Source organism: Serratia sp. CY56464, assembly GCF_052168435.1.
GTDB lineage: Bacteria > Pseudomonadota > Gammaproteobacteria > Enterobacterales > Enterobacteriaceae > Serratia > Serratia marcescens.
On record NZ_JBJNMV010000001.1, the window covers coordinates 518,743 to 538,270 of the forward strand.

Here is a 19,528-nt window from a genome sequence, read left to right on the forward strand (position 1 = left end):
CCGTGCGCCTCAGCGCGGCCGCAGATCGACCACGCGCTGCGCCTTGCCTTCCGAGCGCGGAATATCGCCGCAGTTGGCGATGCTGACGTCGGTGCTGACGCCCACGATCGATTTAATGTGATGGCGCAGCTGGTGGCAGATATCGCAACGCTGCTGATGGCTGAGGCTGAGCGCCGATTCTTTCAGCTCGACGCGCACCGCCAGCGTGTCCAGATGCCCGCTGCGGCTGACCTGCAGTTGATAGTGCGGCGACAGCTGCTCGAACTGCATGATCTGTTCTTCCACCTGCGACGGGAAGACGTTGACGCCGCGGATGATCAGCATGTCGTCGGAGCGGCCGGTGATCTTGCCCATGCGGCGCATCTGGCGCGCGTCGCCCGGCAGCAGCCGGGTGAGATCGCGGGTGCGGTAGCGGATCACCGGCAGCGCCTCTTTGGTCAGGGTGGTGAACACCAGTTCGCCGTGTTCGCCGTCCGGCAGGGCGATGCCGGTCTCCGGACAGATGATCTCCGGCAGGAAGTGGTCTTCCCAGATGGTGGGGCCGCCGCCGCTTTCCAGACACTCCATCGCCACGCCCGGCCCCATCACTTCCGACAGGCCGTAAATATCCAGCGCCTTGATGCCCATGCGGGTTTCGATTTCGTGGCGCAGGGCTTCGGTCCAGGGTTCGGCGCCGAACACGCCGAGCCGCAGCGAGCAGCCGCGTGCGTCGCCGCCCATTTTGCGTTCCAGTTCGTCGATCAGCGTCAGGCAATAGGACGGCGTCACCATGATGATGTCGGGTTTGAAGTCGAGGATCAGCTGCGCCTGGCGTTCCGTCTGGCCGCCGGACATCGGGATCACCGTCGCGCCGAGCCGCTCCGCGCCGTAGTGCGCGCCCAGGCCGCCGGTGAACAGGCCGTAGCCGTAGGCGACGTGCACCTTGTCTTTGGCGGTGGCGCCGCCGGCGCGCAGGCAGCGGGCGACGATATCGGCCCAATTATCGATGTCGCGCTGGGTGTAACCGACCACCGTCGGGCGGCCGGTGGTACCCGAGGAGGCGTGGATGCGCACCACCTGCTCCATCGGCACTGCGAAGGTGTCGAACGGGTAGTTGTCGCGCAGATCCTGCTTGGTGGTGTAGGGGAAGCGCGCCAGATCGCTCAGCTGTTTGAGATCGTCGGGGTGTACGCCGGCCTGGTCGAATTTGCGTTTGTACATCGGCACATTGTCGTAGGCGTGGTGCAGCGTCCACTTCAGACGCGCCAACTGCAACGCTTCAATCTCATCGCGCGAGGCGAATTCGATCGTTTCGAGGGGCTGTGGATTTATTGTCATGGTTAGCCTCAGGGGTCAGACACGCTCAATGATCATGGCGATGCCTTGGCCGACGCCGATGCACATGGTGCAAAGCGCATAGCGGCCGGCTCGCCGTTCCAGTTCAAACAGGGCGGCCAGCGCCAGGCGCGCGCCGCTCATGCCCAGCGGGTGCCCCAGAGCGATCGCGCCGCCGTTGGGGTTAACCTGCGGGGCATCGTCCGGCAGGCCAAGCTGGCGCATCACCGCCAACGCCTGGGCGGCGAACGCTTCGTTCAGTTCGATGACGTCCATCTGCGCCAGGCTCAGCCCGGCGATCTCCAGCACCTTGCGGGTGGCCGGCAGCGGGCCGATGCCCATCAGGCGCGGCTCCACGCCGCAGGTGGCGGTGGCAAGGATGCGCGCGCGCGGTGTCAGCCCCTGGCGCGCCGCCATCGCTTCGGAGGCGACGATCAGCGCCGCCGCGCCGTCGTTCAGGCCCGAGGCGTTGCCGGCGGTGACGCTGCCGGGCTGACGGAACGGGGTTTTCAGCGCCTGCAGTTGCTCGAAGGTGGTGTCGGCGCGCGGGTGTTCATCCTGGCTGAACAGGGTGACCGCGCCTTTTTTACCGGTGAGGCTGACCGGGGCTATCTCCTGCGCCAGGTGGCCCAGCGCCTGCGCCCGGGCGGCGCGCTGCTGGCTGCGCAGCGCAAAGGCGTCCTGATCGGCGCGGCTGATATTGAACTGCGCCGCGACGTTTTCGGCGGTCTCCGGCATCGAATCGGTGCCGAACTCGGCCTGCATCCGCGGATTGACGAAGCGCCAGCCGAGGGTGGTGTCGTACAGCTGCGCCTGGCGGCTGAAGGCGCTGTCGGCCTTGCCCATCACCAGCGGCGCGCGGGTCATCGATTCCGCGCCGCCGGCCAGCAGCAGCCCGGCGTCGCCGGCCCTGATGCTGCGCGCCGCCATCGCCAGCGCATCCAGGCCCGAACCGCACAGGCGGTTCACCGTAGTGCCGGAAACGCCGACCGGCAATCCGGCCAGCAGCAGCGCCATGCGCGCCAGATTGCGGTTGTCTTCCCCGGCCTGGTTGGCGCAGCCGAGGATCACATCGTCCAGCTGCGCCCAATCCACCTGTGGATAGCGCTCCAGCAGCACGCGCAGCGGCAGGGCGGCGAGGTCGTCGGCGCGCACCTGGGCCAGCGCGCCGCCATAGCGGCCGATCGGGGTGCGCACGCCGTCGCAGATAAATGCCTGATTCATGCCCGATCTCCTAAAATGCTGTGACCGAGGCGGTGCGCGCGGCCACGGAACCAGGCGACGGTTTTGCCCAGTTGGTTAACGATCTCGACGTCGTACAGCCCGGTGGCTTTGCCCTGGTGGCGCACCGCCGCGCTGGCGGTGAGGCGATCGCCGGCCAGCGCCGGGCGGACGAAGTCGATGCTGCAGCCGGAGGCCACCGCCGCCAACCCCTGGCTGTTGCAGGCGTAGGCGAAGGCGGTGTCCGCCAGGCTGAACAGCTGGCCGCCGTGGCAGGTCTGGTGGCCATTGAGCATCTGCGGGCCGACGGTCATGCTGACCTGAGCGTACCCGGCGTCGACGGCGTCGATATGCATCCCCATCGCCTGAGCGCAGGTATCTTGCTGGAACATCTGTTCGGCGCAGCGCTGAGCCAGCGCGCGCGGCGTATTGGCGTTCATCGTTCGGCTCCTGAGAAAGAGGCGGGGGAAGCGTAGCGGCGCAGCAGCGGCATCGGGCGATAGCGCGCTTCGCCGTAATAGCGTTGCAGGTTTTCCAGCGTTGTCAGAATGTGGCACCAGCCGAGTGCGGCGCCCCAGGCCAGCGGGCCGCGCGGATAGTTGACACCGCGCAGCATCGCCAGATCGGTATCTTCGGCGCCGGCGACGCCTTTGTTCACCACGTCGAGCGCTTCGTTGGCCAGCATGGCCAGAGTGCGCATCGTCAGCAGGCCGGGATAATCCGGCAGTTGAATGACCTGCTTGCCGAGGGACTGCAGCAGGCGAATCGCGTTGGCATTGTGTTGCGCGCCGTTTTGCGCCGCGCAGCTGATGGCGATGGCGGAGGCATGCGCATAGTCGGCACAGAGATCGAACAGCACCACGGGCGTTCCACGTTCGTCGGCCAGTTGGCCGGCGGTTTTACCATTGGTTAACATCAGTGTAACGTCGTCGATCGTGAGGTACGGGCTGGTCTGGCCAGGTTGTTTGATCGCCCCCGCATTTTCGATCAACAGTTCCGCCAAATCGGCCAGCGAAGACCAGTCGCCGTGCAGCGTGACGCGTTGCGGCGGCGCGGCCTGCGCCGGCGGCGCAAAGGCGATCATCTCTGCGGCGGGGCGTTGCGCGTCGTAGCGGTAGAAGCCGCGGCCGGATTTGCGGCCGAGATGTCCGGCGGCCACCAGCTCCTGCTGCACCAGTGAGGGGGTGAAGCGCGGATCCTGGTAGAAGGCCTGATACACCGAGTCGGTCACGGCGTAATTGACGTCCTGGCCGATCAGATCGGTCAACTGCAGCGGGCCCATGGCGAAGCCGCCGGCGTCGCGCATGACTGCATCCAGGGTGGCGGCGTCGGCCACCCGTTCCTCCAGCGCGCGCAGGGTTTCGGCGTAGAATGGCCGCGCCACGCGGTTGACGATGAATCCCGGCGTCGAGCGGCACACGACGCTCTGCTTACCCCAGCGCTGCGCCAGGGCCTGCAGCGCGGCGAGGGTCTCGGCCCCGGTTTCCAGACCGCTGACGATCTCCACCAGCTTCATCAGCGGCGCCGGGTTGAAGAAGTGCAGCCCGGCCATGCGCGCCGGGTGTTGCAAGGCGCCGGCGATGGCGGTGATTGACAGCGAGGAGGTATTGCTGGCGAACAGCGCCGTGGGCGAGCAGACCGCTTCCAGATCGCGGAACAGGCTCTGCTTGATCGCCAGATTTTCCGCCACCGCTTCAATCACCAGCGCGCAGTCGGCCAGTTGCTCGAGCGAGTCGGCGCGTTCGAGGCGCGCCAGCAGCGCCTCGGTGGCGTTTACGTCGGCCTTGCCGCCGTCGACCCGCTGCCGCAGGCGGCGAGCGAGTTCGTCGATCGCGCGCTGGGCGGCGGCGGGCGCGATATCGAACAGCCGTACCGGGTGGCCGGCGGCGGCGGCCACCTGGGCGATGCCGATGCCCATGGTGCCGGCGCCGATCACCGCCACCTGGCCATTAAGAAGGGGCGCGTTCATGGCTATTTCCCGCTGAAATTTGGCGTGCGTTTGGCGAAGAATGCGCTGACGCCTTCGCGATAGTCGTCGCTGCGGCCCCCCAATCGCTGCAGATCGCGTTCCAGATCGAGCTGTTGATCGAGGCTGTTGGTGGCCGAGCTGTAGATGGCTTTCTTGATTAGCCCCAAACCGTAGGTCGGCTGGGTGGCCAGATGGCGCGCCAGCGTTTGCGTGCGGTCGGCCAATTCATCCGCCGGCACCACCTGCCAGATCATGCCCCACTCCAGCGCCTGTTGAGCGCTGATTTTGTCACCCAGCAAGGCCATGCCCATCGCGCGGGCGTGGCCGGCCAGCCGCGGCAGGAACCAACTGCCGCCGGAATCAGGCACCAACCCCAGACGGCAGAACGACTGAATAAAGCCGGCGTTGTCGGCGGCGATGACGATATCGCACGCCAGGGCCAGCGCGGCGCCGGCGCCGGCCGCCACGCCGTTGACTGCGCATACCACCGGTTTCGGCAGGGCGGTCAGGCGGCGGATCAGGGGGTTGTAGAAACGTTCGACCGACAGGCCGAGATCCGGCGCCTGTTGATCGGCGCTGACGTTGCGATCGTTGAGATCCTGCCCGGCGCAGAAACCGCGCCCGGCACCGGCGATCAGCAGGCAGCGCACGCTGTCGTCGCGCTCGGCTTGCGTCAGCGCTTCGCTCAGCTGGCGATGCATCTCGTCGTTAAAGCTGTTGAGCCGATCCGGCCGGTTGAGGGTCAGCGTCAACACGCCGGCGTCGAGATGGCTGAGAATCAATGCGTTATCCATAAATCAGCGCCCCTGATAGTTTGGCGTACGTTTTTCGAAAAAGGCGGCGATGCCTTCGCGGCGATCGTCGGTGGCGGCCAGGGTGACAAATTGCTGACGCTCCATCGCCAGCCCCTGGCTAAGGCCGATTTCCTCGGCCTGTTTCAGCGCCTGTTTGGCGGCGCGCAGCGCCAGCGGCGCCTGGCGGCTGATGCGATCGGCAATCTGCTGCGTGCGCTCCAGCGTCAGGGCATCGACACATACTTCGCTGATCAGGCCGGCCTGCAGCGCGGTGCGGGCGTCGATGGCTTCGCCGGTCAGTACCATCTGGCTGGCGCGCGCCTTGCCGACGCAGCGGATCAGACGCTGGGTGCCCCCGGCGCCCGGCATCAGGCCGAGGGTGATCTCCGGCAGGCCGAAGCGGGCGCTTTCGCCGCCGATGACGATGTCGCAGGCCAGCGCCAGCTCGCAGCCGGCGCCCAGGGCATAACCGTTCACCGCCGCCAGCAGCGGTTTGCTGAACTGCGTCAGCCGTTGCCACAGCTGCGGACGGCGATCCGCCAGCGTGGCCGGCAGATCCTGCTGTTGCAGTTCGCGCAGATCGGCGCCGGCGGCGAAGAAGCGCGCCGCGCCGGCGATCACCACGGCGCCCACGCCGCTGTCGGCGTCGGCCTGCTCCAGCCGGGCAACCAGCTGTTCCAGACACGGCGTGCTCAGGGCATTACGCGCCTCCGGGCGATGCAGCGTCAGCGTGACCACGCGGTGTTGCTGCTGATGCAAAATAAAGGGGGTGTCCATCGCGGCTCCTAGACGTCGAAGTCCAACACCACGCCGTCGCCTTTCGGCCACGACTGGCAGCTCAATACATAGCCCGCCGCCAACTGATCCGGCTCCAGGCTGTAGTTGACGCCCATCTCCACCTGGCCGGCCTTGAGACGGCATTTGCAGGTGGCGCACACGCCGCCTTTGCAGGCGTAGGGCAGATCGGCACCCTGGCGCAGCGCGGCATCGAGAATGCTGTCGTCCTGTTCGCCGACCTCGATATCCAACCGGCGGCCGTCGAGCAGGATCGCCACCCGGGTGGCGTTGCGATCGCCGCTGTGGCGCGGGCGGGTGACCAGGCCGCTGGTGTTGAAGCGTTCGCTGTGGATGTGATTGGCCGGTACGCCGGCCTGCTCCAGCACGGTCTGCGCGTCGTCCATCATCGATTCCGGCCCGCAGATAAAGGCGTGGTCATAGTCGCGGAAATCCAGCAGCGCGCCGCCGATCGCCGCCAGGCGTTCACGGTCTATGCGGCCGCTGAGCAGCGGGCTGTCGAGGCTCTCTTGGCTGAACAGGTACAGCGGCTGAAAACGCTGCGGGTAGCGGTTTTTCAGATCCGACAGCGCCTCTTTGAACATCATCGAACGGCTGTTGCGGTTGCCGTAGATCAGGGTGAACCTGCTGCCCGGTTCGAACTGCAGCGTTGCCTTGATGATCGACAGCATCGGTGTGATGCCGGAGCCGGCGGCGATCGCCAGGTAGTTGCCGCGGCGCTCCGCCTGCGGCTGATAGCCGAAGCGCCCCTGCGGCACCATCACTTCCAGCGCATCGCCGACTTTCAGCATGCGGTTGACGAAGCCGGAGAAACGGCCCTGATCAATCGCTTTTACGCCGATCTGCAGCAGGCCTTCCTGCGGCGAACTGCAGATGGAATAGCAACGCCGCAGTTCTTCGCCGTTGACTAGCGCCTTGAGCGTCAGGTGCTGGCCGGGGGTATAGCGGTATTGGTTTTGCAGCTCTTCGGGCACCCGCAGGGTGATGGCTACGGCGTCCGGCGTTTCGCGCTCGATGGCGGCGACGCTCAGGCGATGAAAGACCGTCATGGTGTCAGCGCTCCTATATGCATTTGAAATAGTCGAACGGTTCCCGGCAGTCGCAACAGCGGTACAGCGCTTTACAGGCGGTGGAGCCGAACTCGCTGATCTTCTCGCTGTGGGTGCTGCCGCAGCGCGGGCAGGCTACCGGGCCGTGGGCATGCGGCCGATCGCAGGTGTGGCCCTGCGGCGGCGCTACGCCGTATTGCCGCAGCCGCTCGCGGGCGTCGGCGTTCATCCAATCAGTGGTCCAGGCCGGGCTGAGACGGATGTCCACCTGCACCGGGCTGAAGCCGGCGGCCGTCAGCCGCTGCTCAATGGCGTTGAGCAGAAATTCGGTGGCCGGGCAGCCGGAATAGGTTGGGGTGAAGGTCACGCGCCAGCCGCTGCCGTCGCGGGCCACGTTGCGCACCATGCCCAAATCGGTGATCGACAGCACCGGCAGCTCGGGATCGCTGATCTGTTGCAGACAGTGCCAAATCTGCGGGATTTCAGCGGGTTGCAAACGAGTGACGTTCATCGCAGCCTCCTACCATTGGCCGTTTGGATAGGCGCGTTGCAGGAACTGCATCTCCGCCAGCAGCGGGCCGAGGTGTTCACTGTGTCGGCCTTGTTTGCCGCCGTGCCGGAACGCCTGCTCGGCGGGCAGCGTCAACGTCGCCTGGCGCAGCGTCTCCTCCACCTGCGCTTGCCAGGGAGCCTGCAGCTGGCGCGGATCGACGGCGATGCCCTGTTCCGCCAGCTCAAGCTCCAGCGCGTCGGCGTGGAACAGCTCGGCGGTGAAGCGCCACAGGTTATCCAGCGACTGCTGGATCTTGCGGTGGCTGATGTCGTTGCCGTCGCCGAGGCGGATCATCCAGCCGCGGCTGAAGCGCAGGTGGTAATCGGCCTCCTTCAATGACTTGGCGGCGATGGCGGCGATCTGCGCATCGCCGCTGCGGCTCAACGCCTGATGCAGCTGCACGTGGTAGACGTCGAGCAGGAACTGGCGCACCAACGTGTCGTTGAAACCGCCGTTCGGCTGTTCCGCCAGCAACAGGTTATGAAACTGGCGTTCGTCGCGGCCGAAGGCCAGGCTGTCTTCGCTGCAGGGCGGCCCGGCCAGTTCGGCGGCGTAGCTCAGGAAGTTGCGCGCCTGGCCGAGCAGATCGAGCCCGATGTTGGCCAACGCCAGATCGATTTCCAGCTCGGGCGCGTGGCCGCACCAGGCGCACAGACGCTGGGCGAGGATCAAAGGCGTGTCGCCCTGGCGGAGCAAATAGCTGATGCGCGGATCGTTAACCGTCATGGTCGCCTCTACATGTTCTTGATGCCGTCGGGAATGGTGTAAAACGTCGGATGACGGTAGATCTTGTCTTCGGACGGATCGAAGAAGGCGCCGCGGTCTTCCGGCTGCGAGGCGATCAGATGGCGGGATTGCACCACCCAAATCGAGCAGCCTTCATTACGGCGCGTGTAGGCGTCGCGGGCGTTTTCCAGCGCCATTTGGTCGTCGGCGGCGTGCAGGCTGCCGACGTGGCGATGCGCCAGCCCTTGTTTGCTGCGGATAAACACTTCATACAGCGGCCATTCAACGTGGCTCATGATTTCGGTTCCTTATGTTGGCTATGCGGCGGAAGCGGCGTTTTTCGCGGCGTGGGCCATGGCGCCGTCACGCACCCAGGCACCGTCTTCCCAGGCGCGGCGTTTGGCCTGCAGGCGTTCGTGGTTGCATTGGCCACGCCCTTTGATCACCTCATGCAGCTCGCTCCAGTCGATCTCGCCGAAGCGATAGTGGCCGGCGGCGGCATCCCAGTGCAGATCCGGATCCGGCGCCGTCATGCCCAGCGCTTCCAGCTGCGGTACGGTGTTGTCGACGAACTTCTGCCGCAGCTCATCGTTGCTGTGGCGTTTGATCTTCCACGCCATGCTCTGGGCGCTGTGGGGGGAGTCGGCGTCGCTCGGGCCGAACATCATCAGCACCGGCCACCAGAAGCGATCGATGGCGTCCTGCAGCATGGCGCGCTGCGTGTCGCTGCCGTTGGCCATCGCCATTACCGCCTCATAGCCCTGGCGCTGGTGGAAGCTTTCCTCTTTGCAGATCTTCACCATCGCCCGCGCATAGGGGCCGTAGGACGCGCGGCACAGCGCCACCTGGTTGACGATGGCGGCGCCGTCGACCAGCCAGCCGATCACGCCGATATCCGCCCAGTTGAGCGTGGGGTAATTGAAGATAGAGGAGTACTTCATCTTGCCGTCGAGCATCTTTTGGTAGATGTCCTGGCGCGAACAGCCGAGGGTCTCGGCGGCGCTGTAGAGGTACAGACCGTGGCCGGCCTCATCCTGCACTTTGGCCAGCAGCACCGCCTTGCGGCGCAGCGTGGGGGCGCGCGTCAGCCAGTTGGCTTCCGGCAGCATGCCGATGACTTCCGAGTGGGCGTGTTGGCCGATTTGCCGAATCAGGTTCTGACGATAGGCGTCCGGCATCCAGTCTTTGGCCTCAATGGCGATATCCGCCGCGATCTTGTCGTCGAAATGCTGCTGATACTGTGCGTCAGTTGTCATGCTTGCCTCTTGGTGATTCGTATTTTTCACATTAAATATAAAAATGTGAATCACTTTAACTAACCATAAGGCTACAAATTGATAACAAAAAGATCAAACGAGATTTATGTGGTTTTGCGAGCTCACTCACAAGTGTTTGTGTTAATTTTTTGATTTTATTTAATAAATAAAAGCAATGACTCCGTATTAACGCCGGAAAATCGGCTTGAAAGCGCTTCTTGTTCTCTTTTTGTTAAAATTGAGTTTGGCGTCGACTAGCATTTATGTGATACGTAATTAAGCTGTATGGTGAAAATTTATGAATTCCGGAGGGCACATGCAGCAGTTACACAGTTATCTTTCTGGCGCCTGGGTGTACGGGCAGGGAGAGGCGCGCGAGATCCGTCACGCCGTGACCGGCGAAGCGTTGTACCAGGTCTGCTCCGACGGCCTGCCGTTAGCGGCGAGCCTGAGCTATGCGCGCAGCCACGGCGGCCCGGCGCTGGCGCACATGACATTCCAGCAGCGCGCCCAGATGCTGAAAGCGGTGGCGAAACACCTGCTGGCGCATAAAGAGGCGCTGTATCAGATTTCCTATCAAACCGGCGCGACGCGCGGCGACGGCTGGGTCGATATCGAAGGCGGCATCGCCACGCTGTTCGCCTATGCCGGCATGGCCGGCCGCGATCTGCCGGATGATACGCTGTGGCCGGAAGATGAGCTGATCCCGCTGTCGAAGCAGGCGCAGTTCGCCGCCCGCCACGTATTGACCTCGCGCCCCGGCGTGGCGCTGCATATCAACGCCTTCAACTTCCCTTGCTGGGGCATGCTGGAAAAACTGGCGCCGACCTGGCTGGCGGGCATGCCGGCCATCATCAAGCCGGCCACCGCCACCGCGCAACTGACGCAGGCGATGGTCAGGCTGATCGTCGACAGCGGGCTGGTGCCGGAAGGGGCGCTGCAGTTGGTATGCGGCGGCGTCGGCGACATGTTTGCGCACCTGGATTACCAGGATGCGGTGACCTTTACCGGCTCGGCGCAGACCGGGCAGCGGCTGCGGGCGCATCCGCGCCTGTTGGAAAAATCGATCGCGTTCACCATGGAGGCGGATTCGCTCAACTGCTGCGTGCTGGCGGAAGACGTGACGCCGGAGATGCCGGAATTTGCGCTGTTTATCAAAGAAGTGTGCCGTGAAATGACTGCCAAGGCGGGGCAGAAATGCACCGCGATCCGCCGCATCATCGTGCCGGCGGCGCAGGTGGCGGCGGTACGTCAGGCCTTGTTGCAGCGTCTGGCGGGAGTGACGGTGGGCGACCCGCAGTTGGAGCAGGTGCGCATGGGGGCGCTGGTCAGCCACGAGCAGCGTGATGATGTGCAAAGCAAGGTGGAGTTCCTGCTGCGCAACGGCTGCGAACCGCTGTGCGGCGCGTCGCTGGATAAGCTGGAAGTCATGGGCGACGGCGCGCGCGGCGGGGCGTTTTATCCGCCGACCCTGCTGTATTGCGCCGATCCGTTCACCCATCAGGCGGTGCACGGCACTGAGGCCTTCGGCCCGGTGGCGACGCTGATGCCGTATGCGGATACCGAGCAGGCGATCGCGTTGGCGTTGCTGGGGCAGGGCAGCCTGGCGGGATCGCTGGTGACCGCCGATCCGGCATTGGCCAAGCGATTCATTCGCGCGGCGGCGTGCGCCCATGGCCGCATGTTGATTTTGGATGAACAGGCGGCGGCGGAGTCCACCGGCCACGGTTCGCCGCTGCCGATGCTGGTGCACGGCGGCCCGGGGCGCGCCGGCGGCGGTGAAGAGCTGGGTGGACTGCGCGCGGTGAAGCACTATATGCAGCGTACGGCGATCCAGGGCAGCCCGGCGATGCTGGCGGCCATCGGCGGCGAATGGGTGCGCGGCGCGCCGGTCGCCGAACACCCGGTGCACCCGTTCCGGAAATACTTCGAGCAGCTGCAGCTGGGCGACAGCCTGTTGACCGCGCGCCGCACCGTGACCGAAGCGGATATCGTCAACTTCGCCTGCCTGAGCGGCGACCACTTTTACGCGCACATGGACAAGATCGGCGCTGCCGATTCGCTGTTCGGCGAGCGGGTGGCGCACGGTTACTTTGTGGTGTCCGCCGCGGCTGGGCTGTTTGTCGACGCCGCCGTCGGGCCGGTGATCGCCAACTATGGCATGGAGAATCTGCGCTTTATCGAACCGGTGAAGATCGGCGACACCATTCAGGTGCGGCTGACCTGCAAAAAGAAAATCCGCAAGCCGCAAAAAACCGCCGAAGATCGGCCGCACGGCGTGGTGGTGTGGGATGTTCAGGTGTTGAATCAGGAACAGCAACCGGTGGCGCTGTACAGCATCCTGACGCTGGTGGCGCGCCAGCAAGGGGACTTCGAGGCATAATGCGCGTTTCGCCGCCGCCGGCATCCCGGCGGCGGCGAGTCATTCAGATCAGCGGCTGCCCGCGCAGCTGTTCCAACACTTTCAGCGGCGAACGCTGCGGATCCTGCATCTTGTTCACCGGCAACAGGAAGGTCTGTTCCAACATAAACTGGCCGCCCATCGCGGCGTGCGGCGTTTGATCCGAGAAGCAAATCCAGCTGCTGCCTGGCGGGAATTCCAGCGCCAGCTGCGGACCCCGTTGCTGATAATCACCGTCGGCCTTCATGGCGTCATGCAACTGCAGCATCAGGTGGTCATAATGGCTGCGCCGGGTTTTGGTGATGCGCACCTGGTGCTGCAGCCAGCTGCTGAAGGCGGAATAGCGCGCGAGGCGCGGCATAAAGCGTTGCGCAAGTTCAGGAAACGGCTCGCCGACGCGCCATTGGCGACGCTCGCCGTGCGGGTTGATGTTGGTGAAAATGCGCAGAATGCGTTCGCCGTAGTTCGGGCGCGACGGGAAAGCGTCAACGTGCAGGCGGCTGTCGTCTTTGCGCCAGGAACTGGTCGCCCGCCAGGCGGAAACCGGGTGCAAACGCAGGCTGCCGGTGGGGTGGTGCAGCGCCTCCTGATACTCGGGCAACAGCCCGGCGATCAGCTGGCGGCAAGATTGATAATAGCGCTCCAGCAGTTGCTGAACCTGTTGCCGGCGTTCCGCGACGGCGACGCCGCTCAGCTTGCCGGACAGCGGTTGATAGCTGATGTTTTTGCGCTTCGGATCGACCAACGTCGGATCCAGCAGCGGCATTTCCTGCTCAGATAGAGTGAAGGCCAGCTCGGGCAGAAACAGCACCTTGCCCTGTTCCAGTTCGCTGACCGCGCTGGATGCTTCCGCTGCCGCCCATTGTCGCAACGGCAGCGTCAGGACGGCCTGTTCACGCATAATATCGCCAGTAGGCATGAGATCTCCTCGCAAATCTATATCGCTTTATTCCCGCTTTCAGGTTGCCGCGTGGTTGGCTGCACTGGCTTGCGCCGTGGCTGGCTGGAGCGGCGTCAACAGGCCGCCCAATTGCAACGTGAAATTTGTGGGTTCTATTATGGATGTATCAGCAGGGCGCAGTGCGCCGAAGCGTGCGATGGCTTCCTGATATAGAGAATAGTCCTGATAAGAGTATCACCGGCAATACCAATGAAAAGTAAACGAGGGCTAAACGGAGCTACGTGTAGGCACGAATAATCAAAAATGGCACGAATTGTCTGCGGAATGGTGAGTTTCTTATCTCATTGAATTTTAATAGAAATAAATATTGCGCTTATTATTGGCGTTATTTTATCCAGAGCGCAGGGTAAACCGGGGAAATAATGTTGCGGAGGGGAATTATTTCATTTGGGTTAGTAATAAATCGGGCCGCCAAATTTTGGTGGCCCGATTAATGATTAAGCGCCGTAAATGCAGTTTTTGCCTTTTTTCTTGGCCTGATACAACGCACTGTCCGCCTCATTGATAAAGCTGATCGGCGTATCGTTATACATATGCGGCACTTTGGCGCAGATACCGATGCTGATGGTGACGATGCCGTGCGGATTACCCTGATGCGGAATTTTCAGATCGCGCACCGCGTTGATGACGCGTTCGGCGAAAATCAGTGCTCCCTGGACGTCGGTATCCGGCAGGATAATCCCCATCTCTTCGCCGCCGTAACGCGCCAGAACGTCGTTGCTGCGGCACGCCAACCCTTTGAGCGTTTGGCCGATCTGCTGCAGGCATTGGTCACCGGCGACGTGGCCATAGCTGTCGTTGTACTGTTTGAAATAGTCGATATCCAGCATCAGCAGCGCCACGCTGCGGTAGTTGCGCGAAGCCCGCGCCAGCTCGTTCTTCAGCGCGATATCAAACTGGCGGCGGTTGGCCAGCCCGGTCAGGCCGTCCAGCAGCGCCAGCTCTTCGAGCATCTGGTTGATGCTGGTCAACTGATCGCGGGTACGCATCAGCTCAGCTTCGGTTTGCATGCTGTGCTTGATTTGCCGCAGCAGCACCATGCCCATCGCCAACAGGATCACCAGCAGCGAGAGGCCGCCGGCGGCGAATAGCCCGGCGTCGGTGCGCCAGTCCGCCAGCGCGTCGCGTTTCGACAGCCCGGCGGCGATCACCAGCGGAAAGCGGTTGACCCGCGAATAGCCGTAGATGCGCTCTACTTTATCGTACAGCGAGGTGATGGTGGCGTTACCGAATTCCGAATGCGGCAAAATTTCGCTGAACAGCACGCCCTTGGCGATGTTTTTACCGATCGACGCCGCCGAGTAAGGGCGGCGGTAAAGGATGGTGCCATCCGCCAGCAGCAGGTTCAGTGAGGCGTCGGTGTTGAGGGCGAAACTGTCGTAAAACTGGCGGAAATAATCGATGTACAACGTCGCCAGCACCACGCCGCCAAAGCTGCCGTCCGGGTTGTTGAAACGCCGCGAAACGGGAATGATCAGATCGCCGGTGGTGCGGCTGCGGATCACCTTGCCGATGTACAGGCCGCCGTCGTCGCGGTTTTGATGGTATATGAAGTAATCGCGATCGGCATTGTTGGCGTTCTTGATGAATTTGCCCGAGGAGGTCGCCAGCCAGCGGCCGCGCGCATCGTAGAGAAACAGCCCATGCAGCTGCGGCAGGTTGCCGACCTGCGTTTGCATCACCCGCTGCAGCCGGGTCAATTGCGAGGGCCCCAATCCGTCGTTCTGGAGACGTTCGGTCAGATCGAGCAGATTGCCGTCCACCTGCATGAAAGTATCGTCGGCATGCTGCGCCAGCGAGCGGGCGAGGTTGGCGGATTCATGCTCGGCGCTGCGCAGATCGCGCTGGTGTGCGTTCCAGATTTGCCAGCTGTTAAAGAGGATCAGCGTGGCGGCAACGATGATGACAAACACGCCGGCCTGAAATAATAATGGGGAGCTTTTAACGCTGCGCGCCGGCACGGCATCCTGTATGGGTTGCTGCTGAGTCATGTCACCCTTGTTGTGTGATTACTATTCAGTTTGAGTTAAGAGCAATCTTATATTTTATGCATAAATGCGCCAGACCTCTAGCCTTTAACGAGGCGATAAGGCGAAAGGTCGATCGCAGCCCGCATCAGCGGCGGTGTGAGCACCTCGGAGTGAAAGAGCAATGTCTGATTACATCATTATCGCTTTACTGACGCTGGCGGTGTATTACCCCCTTACGCTGGGAACGCTGGCGGTGATGATGTACTTCGCCTGGCGCCGCCGCCGGTCGCCCTATTGGCGGTTGGGATTGGCGCTGTTGGCGCTGCTGTTCGTGCTGTTCGCCAAAGCGGCGTATGACTGGCACCGCTACAGCTAGCGGCGCCATGCGGGGTTATTCGACGTTGATCATCCAGTTGACGCCGAATTTGTCGGTCAGCATGCCAAAACCTTTGGCCCAGAAGGTGGCTTGGTAAGGCATCGTCACCTGGCCGCCCTGCGCCAGATTGTCGAACAGTTTGCGTCCTTGTTCCGCATCGCTGGGATTCAGCGACAGCGAGAAACCTTTGTGGGAAGCACCGCCGCTGTCATCTTGCGGACAGCCGTCGGAGGCCATCAGTACGCCGTCGCCGATCAGCAGGCGCGCATGCATGATCGCTTCAGGATTGACGTCCTCCGGCCCGCCTTGGCGGGCTTCTTCGGGCATGTCTTTGAAGCGCATGACCATTTCAATTTTGGCATTCAACTGCTGTACATAGAAGTTAATCGCTTGCTCACAGTTGCCGCTGAAGAACAAATAGGGTTGTACCAGCATGACATTGACCTCGGTTGTGGCCCGACAGGCAACGACCGGCCCTCGGGCGGGAAGAAATGATTGCTGGCGGCAATAATTGCCGTCGGTGACTTATTAGTGTAGTCCCCCTGACGTAGAATGCTCGTGCGAGGTGAGCGCCTTCGCCGCCGGTAGGACGGGCAAAGGCGTGAACGCGGTTAATACAGCGACGGCTCGCCGGGTGGGCGGGTTTTAAAGCGGCGGTGCAACCACATGTATTGATCGGGCGCCAGCAGCACCTGTTCTTCCACCACGCGGTTCATCATGGCCGCCGCGCGCGTTTCATCATCCAGCGGGAAGTCCGTCAACGGCGGCTGCACGATCAGCTCATAGCCCTGAGCGTTTGGCAGGCGGCGCGGCACGAAAGGCACGATCGACGGCCGCCCCATGCGCGCCAGGATAAAGGTGCCGGTGGTCGTGGCGGCATTTTCCACGGCGAAGAACGGTGTGAATACGCTACTTTGCGGCCCATAATCGTGATCCGGCGCGTACCACAGGATTTCGCCCTGTTTCAGGTTGCGGATCATGCCTTTGATATCTTTACGATCGATCATGAATTTATTCGAGCGCAGCCGGCCGCGGGTCTGTACCCATTCCATCAGCTTGTTGTTGTGCGGGCGGTGCACGCCGATGCCGGGGTTTTGCATGCCGAAAATGCGCGCGCCCAGTTCCAGCGTCAGGAAATGCAGACCGATCAGCAGAACGCCTTTGCCGTCCTGACGCGCCAACCGCATGTTTTCCATGCCGCTCACCTTGAACCAGCGGGCGATGCGCCAGTCGGGCCAGAACCAGGCCATGCCGACTTCGAACAGCCCCATGCCGACGGACTCAAAATTTTTGACGATCAGCGCCTCGCGCTCGGCGGCGGGCATCGCGGGGAAGCAGAGTTCTAAATTGCGGCGCGCTATTTTTACCCGGCGTTTCATTAGGCGCATGGCTATTCTGCCAAGGCCGTGTCCGAGCCGATAAATGAGCGGGTAGGGCAGTAATACCAAGAGATAGAGTATTCCCAGTCCTATCCACAACAACCAATAACGAGGGCGCAAGAATTCGCGCTCAAAGCGTTGGTTAGAAAGCATTTTTCCTGTTATTCCTTTTCTTTCCCAATGGGACCTTAACCCAAATTTCCATAAGGAAGATGATAGAATATTTTGTGCTAAACAGGATTTTCCATTAATGCTTTTTTTACGCTTTATTTAAACGCAGGCGAAAAACGAAGCGAAATAGGATTTTTACCGAGGGAGGAGGGGATATTTTCCGCTATTTCAACTGGCTGGCGAAATTGAAAAATAAAGACACAATTAAGCGCATCGCAAAAGTGACAACGGCTATGTAACCTCAATGAAACAGTAACGCCGCGGAACCGTCCCAAGCGGCGGCCAGTGCGTACAGTAGCGCGAGGATCAGGACAACGGGGGCATTGAACATTGGCGTTTCCTCCAGGAGGATGTGTTTAAAGTTTAGCCTTGCAAGATGACAGCGGGATGAAATCAGATCGTTTTTTGTATGGTGAAATTCAGACGGACGGAAATGGGTAAACCGCTGATTTTTTACTATAGTCATAGTGTGAAGTTGTGCGTTTGCCGCCGGACGCCTCCGCATTGAGCGGCAGCGGGCAGATTGCCCAGAGCAAGATCGCGGAGCGGACGGCGCCTGGCGCGAAACATGTGACGAAATTCTCAGAGAGTTGGTCTGTAAGGGTTTGACATGTCATATGAAAATGACGATCTAAACGGTGTTGAGCAACCGAGCGACTACGTGAAAACCACCGCCTGCGAAGTGAGCAGCGGTGTAAAAGCAGCGCTCGAGCAATCATGTGCCTGCCTTAAGGATAACCCTTGGGCGGGGATAGGCGCCGGCGCCGTCGTGGGCCTGGTAATAGGATTTCTGTTAGGCAAAAGGTAATAGGGAGAGTAAAGATGGGCATCATTTCCTGGATCATTTTTGGTTTAATCGCCGGTATCCTGGCCAAGTGGATTATGCCGGGCAAAGACGGCGGCGGCTTTATTGTGACCGTTATATTGGGGATCGTGGGCGCCGTCGTCGGCGGCTATATCAGCACTTTCTTCGGTATGGGCCGCGTTGACGGTTTTAACCTGGGCAGCTTTGTGGTGGCGGTAATCGGTGCTCTGGTGGTGCTTTTTGTCTACAGGAAGATCAAAGGCTAAGCAGCCGTTGCTCAACAGGGTCGCCGCGGCGGCCCTTTTTCGTGAAATCAATCCGGCGGTGCGGCGCGGGCCGTACCCGCTGAAAGGGGAATATCATGGGTCTGTTCGATAGCGTATTGGGTAACATTCTGGGCGGCGGCGCCAACGGTGGTAAAGGTATCGACTACATCGCCATTATGCAGTGGGTCGAGCAACAAGGCGGCCTGCAGGCCATTTTGGACAAGTTCCGTCAGGGGCAGTTCGGCGATATCGTCGGTTCCTGGCTCGGCAATGGCGAAAATCAGTCGATTACCGGCGACCATGTGCAGCAGGCGTTAGGTAGCGACGCCATCAACCAACTGGCTGAAAAGCTGGGCATCGATCCGGCACAGGCGTCCAGCACCATTGCGCAGTTCTTGCCAACGGTCGCGGATGCCGCCTCACCAAACGGTGAAGTTCAGCAAGACAGCAACGAGCTGGGCGATATGGTCGGTAAACTGTTCAAATAATGATTAGGCTCCCGGCGCCTGGCCGGGAGCCTTCACTCCGCTAATTCCCTCGATCGCCGTCAACGCCTGCTGCAGATGCGCCACCCAGGCGCGCACTTTCTCCGGAATAAAACGTAAGGCGGGATAGACCGCGTGCAGCGCCATGGGCGGGTAGCGGTATTCCGGCAAAACGGGCACCAGCGCCCCCGTCGCCAGCTGCTCGGCGATTAACGGCCGTTGGGCGCCGCCGATACCGGCTCCAGCCTCAATGGCGGCCTGCAGCGATAGCGTATTGTTGGCGCGGAACGTGGGCCGCACTGCAACCATCTCGGGGCCGTGCGGCCCGAACAGAGTGAGCGTATCGCCGTCGTTCAAACCGCTGTAACGAATGTGCGCATGTTTAGCCAGCTCCGCCGGCGAACGGGGCGTGCCATGTTTGTCCAGATAGGCCGGTGACGCCACCAGCAGGCGTTGCAGCTCGCCCAAACGTTTCGCCACCATGCCGGGCGCATGCAGTTCACCGAAACGCAGCGCTACGTCGATGCCTTCGCCGATCACGTCGGCGCGACGATCGTCCAGCAGCAGCTCGATGGCGAGGCTCGGATGACGTTGCTGGAAAGCGATGGCCAGCGGCGTGACGTGCAACTGCCCGAACCCGGTCGGGGCATGAATGCGCAGATTGCCCTGTAACTGGTGGCGCTGGCCGCGCAGCGCTTCTTCCGCTTCGTCGACCGCCGCCAGAATCGGTTTGAGGCGCTGATAATAACTGCTGCCGGCATCGGTCAGGGTGACCGCCCGGGTGCTGCGAAACAGCAGTTGGGCCCCGAGTTGCTGCTCCAGGCCGGCGATTTGCTGACTGACCGCCGGCTGCGTCAAACGCAGATCGCGAGCGGCGGCCGACAGGCTGCCCAGCTCCGCCACCCGCATAAAGGTTTTCATGGCGTTCAGCTTATCCATGTCGATCTTGCCTCTAGATTTTTCTTATAAGTGTTAGTGGAAAGTCTCTTCTACCGCAAGCATTACTAATCAATGACACTCAGGGCATCGATAACCCG

General features: G+C 62.0%; 21 protein-coding genes. 5 read left to right on the plus strand and 16 right to left on the minus strand.

The window, feature by feature from the left end; all coding sequences use genetic code 11:
* Positions 1-9: 9 nt before the first annotated feature.
* From paaK to paaA, 11 genes are read right to left on the minus strand one after another with little or no spacing between them, the layout of a single operon-like run.
* Positions 10-1,317 carry a phenylacetate--CoA ligase PaaK gene (paaK, locus tag ACJ8KE_RS02485; protein WP_016927188.1) on the minus strand — a complete coding sequence of 436 codons (1,308 nt, stop codon included), beginning with the start codon at positions 1,315-1,317 and terminating at the stop codon, positions 10-12.
* Between the two features lie 15 nt (positions 1,318-1,332).
* Positions 1,333-2,538 (minus strand): 3-oxoadipyl-CoA thiolase, encoded by a 1,206-nt coding sequence (gene pcaF / locus ACJ8KE_RS02490; RefSeq protein ID WP_097101777.1) that lies wholly within the window; start codon positions 2,536-2,538, stop codon positions 1,333-1,335.
* The gene (paaI, locus tag ACJ8KE_RS02495) at positions 2,535-2,975 is read right to left on the minus strand and encodes a hydroxyphenylacetyl-CoA thioesterase PaaI (RefSeq protein ID WP_079449876.1); all 441 of its coding nucleotides are present in this window, start codon (positions 2,973-2,975) and stop codon (positions 2,535-2,537) included. Before paaI ends, pcaF begins: the two co-directional genes overlap by 4 nt.
* Positions 2,972-4,504 (minus strand): 3-hydroxyacyl-CoA dehydrogenase, encoded by a 1,533-nt coding sequence (locus tag ACJ8KE_RS02500; protein WP_261104788.1) that lies wholly within the window; start codon positions 4,502-4,504, stop codon positions 2,972-2,974. Before ACJ8KE_RS02500 ends, paaI begins: the two co-directional genes overlap by 4 nt.
* A gap of 2 nt (positions 4,505-4,506) precedes the next feature.
* The gene (gene paaG, locus ACJ8KE_RS02505; protein WP_015378353.1) at positions 4,507-5,298 is read right to left on the minus strand and encodes a 2-(1,2-epoxy-1,2-dihydrophenyl)acetyl-CoA isomerase PaaG; all 792 of its coding nucleotides are present in this window, start codon (positions 5,296-5,298) and stop codon (positions 4,507-4,509) included.
* Between the two features lie 3 nt (positions 5,299-5,301).
* The gene (gene paaF, locus ACJ8KE_RS02510) at positions 5,302-6,075 is read right to left on the minus strand and encodes a 2,3-dehydroadipyl-CoA hydratase PaaF (protein WP_016927192.1); all 774 of its coding nucleotides are present in this window, start codon (positions 6,073-6,075) and stop codon (positions 5,302-5,304) included.
* Between the two features lie 8 nt (positions 6,076-6,083).
* A complete protein-coding gene (paaE, locus tag ACJ8KE_RS02515) occupies positions 6,084-7,142 on the minus strand; it encodes a 1,2-phenylacetyl-CoA epoxidase subunit PaaE (RefSeq protein ID WP_016927193.1) in 1,059 nt (352 codons plus the stop codon).
* A 13-nt stretch (positions 7,143-7,155) separates the two neighbouring features.
* Positions 7,156-7,653: a 1,2-phenylacetyl-CoA epoxidase subunit PaaD gene (gene paaD, locus ACJ8KE_RS02520; RefSeq protein WP_016927194.1), complete on the minus strand. Its 498-nt coding sequence runs from the start codon at positions 7,651-7,653 to the stop codon at positions 7,156-7,158.
* A 9-nt stretch (positions 7,654-7,662) separates the two neighbouring features.
* Positions 7,663-8,421, minus strand: a complete 759-nt coding sequence (gene paaC / locus ACJ8KE_RS02525) for a 1,2-phenylacetyl-CoA epoxidase subunit PaaC (RefSeq protein ID WP_016927195.1) — start codon at positions 8,419-8,421, stop codon at positions 7,663-7,665.
* Between the two features lie 8 nt (positions 8,422-8,429).
* Positions 8,430-8,717: a 1,2-phenylacetyl-CoA epoxidase subunit PaaB gene (gene paaB, locus ACJ8KE_RS02530; RefSeq protein ID WP_004935173.1), complete on the minus strand. Its 288-nt coding sequence runs from the start codon at positions 8,715-8,717 to the stop codon at positions 8,430-8,432.
* A gap of 21 nt (positions 8,718-8,738) precedes the next feature.
* Positions 8,739-9,677: a 1,2-phenylacetyl-CoA epoxidase subunit PaaA gene (gene paaA, locus ACJ8KE_RS02535; RefSeq protein ID WP_015378348.1), complete on the minus strand. Its 939-nt coding sequence runs from the start codon at positions 9,675-9,677 to the stop codon at positions 8,739-8,741.
* A 316-nt stretch (positions 9,678-9,993) separates the two neighbouring features.
* On the opposite strand from paaA, the gene paaZ reads away from it, so the two are divergent.
* Entirely contained in the window at positions 9,994-12,060 is a 2,067-nt protein-coding gene (paaZ, locus tag ACJ8KE_RS02540) for a phenylacetic acid degradation bifunctional protein PaaZ (protein WP_016927196.1), read from the plus strand.
* Positions 12,061-12,103: 43 nt separating this feature from the next.
* Here paaZ and ACJ8KE_RS02545 read toward each other — a convergent pair whose 3' ends face one another.
* The gene (locus ACJ8KE_RS02545; RefSeq protein WP_028128136.1) at positions 12,104-12,997 is read right to left on the minus strand and encodes a Kdo hydroxylase family protein; all 894 of its coding nucleotides are present in this window, start codon (positions 12,995-12,997) and stop codon (positions 12,104-12,106) included.
* Positions 12,998-13,476: 479 nt separating this feature from the next.
* A complete protein-coding gene (locus tag ACJ8KE_RS02550; RefSeq protein ID WP_033639975.1) occupies positions 13,477-15,030 on the minus strand; it encodes a sensor domain-containing diguanylate cyclase in 1,554 nt (517 codons plus the stop codon).
* 160 nt (positions 15,031-15,190) lie between these two features.
* Here ACJ8KE_RS02550 and ACJ8KE_RS02555 point away from each other — a divergent pair, with 160 nt between their 5' ends.
* Positions 15,191-15,385, plus strand: coding sequence for a hypothetical protein (locus ACJ8KE_RS02555; RefSeq protein WP_049240706.1), 195 nt, complete (start codon positions 15,191-15,193; stop codon positions 15,383-15,385).
* Between the two features lie 15 nt (positions 15,386-15,400).
* Here ACJ8KE_RS02555 and yjdN read toward each other — a convergent pair whose 3' ends face one another.
* Both yjdN and ACJ8KE_RS02565 read right to left on the minus strand, forming a co-directional pair.
* A complete protein-coding gene (gene yjdN / locus ACJ8KE_RS02560; RefSeq protein ID WP_016927200.1) occupies positions 15,401-15,820 on the minus strand; it encodes a VOC family metalloprotein YjdN in 420 nt (139 codons plus the stop codon).
* Positions 15,821-15,996: 176 nt separating this feature from the next.
* The gene (locus tag ACJ8KE_RS02565) at positions 15,997-16,917 is read right to left on the minus strand and encodes a Kdo(2)-lipid IV(A) acyltransferase (protein ID WP_028128135.1); all 921 of its coding nucleotides are present in this window, start codon (positions 16,915-16,917) and stop codon (positions 15,997-15,999) included.
* Between the two features lie 628 nt (positions 16,918-17,545).
* On the opposite strand from ACJ8KE_RS02565, the gene ACJ8KE_RS02570 reads away from it, so the two are divergent.
* The 3 genes from ACJ8KE_RS02570 (at position 17,546) to ACJ8KE_RS02580 (ending at position 18,494) form a co-directional block, all read left to right on the plus strand.
* The gene (locus ACJ8KE_RS02570; protein WP_004935148.1) at positions 17,546-17,743 is read left to right on the plus strand and encodes a glycine zipper domain-containing protein; all 198 of its coding nucleotides are present in this window, start codon (positions 17,546-17,548) and stop codon (positions 17,741-17,743) included.
* Positions 17,744-17,757: 14 nt separating this feature from the next.
* Positions 17,758-18,006, plus strand: a complete 249-nt coding sequence (locus tag ACJ8KE_RS02575; protein WP_004935146.1) for a GlsB/YeaQ/YmgE family stress response membrane protein — start codon at positions 17,758-17,760, stop codon at positions 18,004-18,006.
* A 95-nt stretch (positions 18,007-18,101) separates the two neighbouring features.
* Entirely contained in the window at positions 18,102-18,494 is a 393-nt protein-coding gene (locus ACJ8KE_RS02580; protein ID WP_016927203.1) for a YidB family protein, read from the plus strand.
* Positions 18,495-18,497: 3 nt separating this feature from the next.
* On the opposite strand, the gene ACJ8KE_RS02585 is transcribed toward ACJ8KE_RS02580, so the two are convergent.
* Positions 18,498-19,430, minus strand: a complete 933-nt coding sequence (locus ACJ8KE_RS02585) for a LysR family transcriptional regulator (protein ID WP_421085804.1) — start codon at positions 19,428-19,430, stop codon at positions 18,498-18,500.
* Positions 19,431-19,528: the final 98 nt, after the last annotated feature.

Coding starts and splice junctions, on each gene's coding strand:
- paaK (WP_016927188.1), bottom strand. CDS start 1,317: ATGACAATAAATCCACAGCCCCTCGAAACGATCGAATTCGCCTCGCGC.
- pcaF (WP_097101777.1), bottom strand. CDS start 2,538: ATGAATCAGGCATTTATCTGCGACGGCGTGCGCACCCCGATCGGCCGC.
- paaI (WP_079449876.1), bottom strand. CDS start 2,975: ATGAACGCCAATACGCCGCGCGCGCTGGCTCAGCGCTGCGCCGAACAG.
- ACJ8KE_RS02500 (WP_261104788.1), bottom strand. CDS start 4,504: ATGAACGCGCCCCTTCTTAATGGCCAGGTGGCGGTGATCGGCGCCGGC.
- paaG (WP_015378353.1), bottom strand. CDS start 5,298: ATGGATAACGCATTGATTCTCAGCCATCTCGACGCCGGCGTGTTGACG.
- paaF (WP_016927192.1), bottom strand. CDS start 6,075: ATGGACACCCCCTTTATTTTGCATCAGCAGCAACACCGCGTGGTCACG.
- paaE (WP_016927193.1), bottom strand. CDS start 7,142: ATGACGGTCTTTCATCGCCTGAGCGTCGCCGCCATCGAGCGCGAAACG.
- paaD (WP_016927194.1), bottom strand. CDS start 7,653: ATGAACGTCACTCGTTTGCAACCCGCTGAAATCCCGCAGATTTGGCAC.
- paaC (WP_016927195.1), bottom strand. CDS start 8,421: ATGACGGTTAACGATCCGCGCATCAGCTATTTGCTCCGCCAGGGCGAC.
- paaB (WP_004935173.1), bottom strand. CDS start 8,717: ATGAGCCACGTTGAATGGCCGCTGTATGAAGTGTTTATCCGCAGCAAA.
- paaA (WP_015378348.1), bottom strand. CDS start 9,677: ATGACAACTGACGCACAGTATCAGCAGCATTTCGACGACAAGATCGCG.
- paaZ (WP_016927196.1), top strand. CDS start 9,994: ATGCAGCAGTTACACAGTTATCTTTCTGGCGCCTGGGTGTACGGGCAG.
- ACJ8KE_RS02545 (WP_028128136.1), bottom strand. CDS start 12,997: ATGCCTACTGGCGATATTATGCGTGAACAGGCCGTCCTGACGCTGCCG.
- ACJ8KE_RS02550 (WP_033639975.1), bottom strand. CDS start 15,030: ATGACTCAGCAGCAACCCATACAGGATGCCGTGCCGGCGCGCAGCGTT.
- ACJ8KE_RS02555 (WP_049240706.1), top strand. CDS start 15,191: ATGTCTGATTACATCATTATCGCTTTACTGACGCTGGCGGTGTATTAC.
- yjdN (WP_016927200.1), bottom strand. CDS start 15,820: ATGCTGGTACAACCCTATTTGTTCTTCAGCGGCAACTGTGAGCAAGCG.
- ACJ8KE_RS02565 (WP_028128135.1), bottom strand. CDS start 16,917: ATGCTTTCTAACCAACGCTTTGAGCGCGAATTCTTGCGCCCTCGTTAT.
- ACJ8KE_RS02570 (WP_004935148.1), top strand. CDS start 17,546: ATGTCATATGAAAATGACGATCTAAACGGTGTTGAGCAACCGAGCGAC.
- ACJ8KE_RS02575 (WP_004935146.1), top strand. CDS start 17,758: ATGGGCATCATTTCCTGGATCATTTTTGGTTTAATCGCCGGTATCCTG.
- ACJ8KE_RS02580 (WP_016927203.1), top strand. CDS start 18,102: ATGGGTCTGTTCGATAGCGTATTGGGTAACATTCTGGGCGGCGGCGCC.
- ACJ8KE_RS02585 (WP_421085804.1), bottom strand. CDS start 19,430: ATGGATAAGCTGAACGCCATGAAAACCTTTATGCGGGTGGCGGAGCTG.